We start from the raw sequence: 246 nt of genomic DNA, 5'->3' as shown, positions 1-246 counted from the left end.
CCGACTATTTCACCCGCACCACCAAGGATCAGGCAGGTGCGCTGCTGGCCACGGATTACACCGATCCGCCCATGGTCGCCAGCTCGTCGCTGTGCCCCAGGCGGTTGACGCCGGTCGAGTGTGCCCGGTTGCAGGGGTTTCCTGACGATTGGTGTGACGGTCTTGCTATCGAGGATCCGACAAGCGAGGACATCGAGTATTGGACGGGCATTTGGGCTACCTGGAACTTGGCGCGCGGCGTGAAAC

At 62.2% G+C, this 246-nt stretch carries 1 protein-coding gene; it reads left to right on the top strand.

The features are described from left to right. A partial coding sequence (locus tag QP381_RS09345) for a DNA cytosine methyltransferase (protein ID WP_285068764.1) occupies nt 1–246 on the top strand: 246 nt, incomplete at both ends.

Origin of the sequence: Pauljensenia sp. UMB6358 (assembly GCF_030216865.1) — a bacterium.
GTDB lineage: Bacteria > Actinomycetota > Actinomycetes > Actinomycetales > Actinomycetaceae > Pauljensenia > Pauljensenia turicensis_A.
The sequence above is the reverse complement of the archived record's forward strand: the minus strand, read 5'-3'. Positions and strand labels throughout refer to the sequence as shown.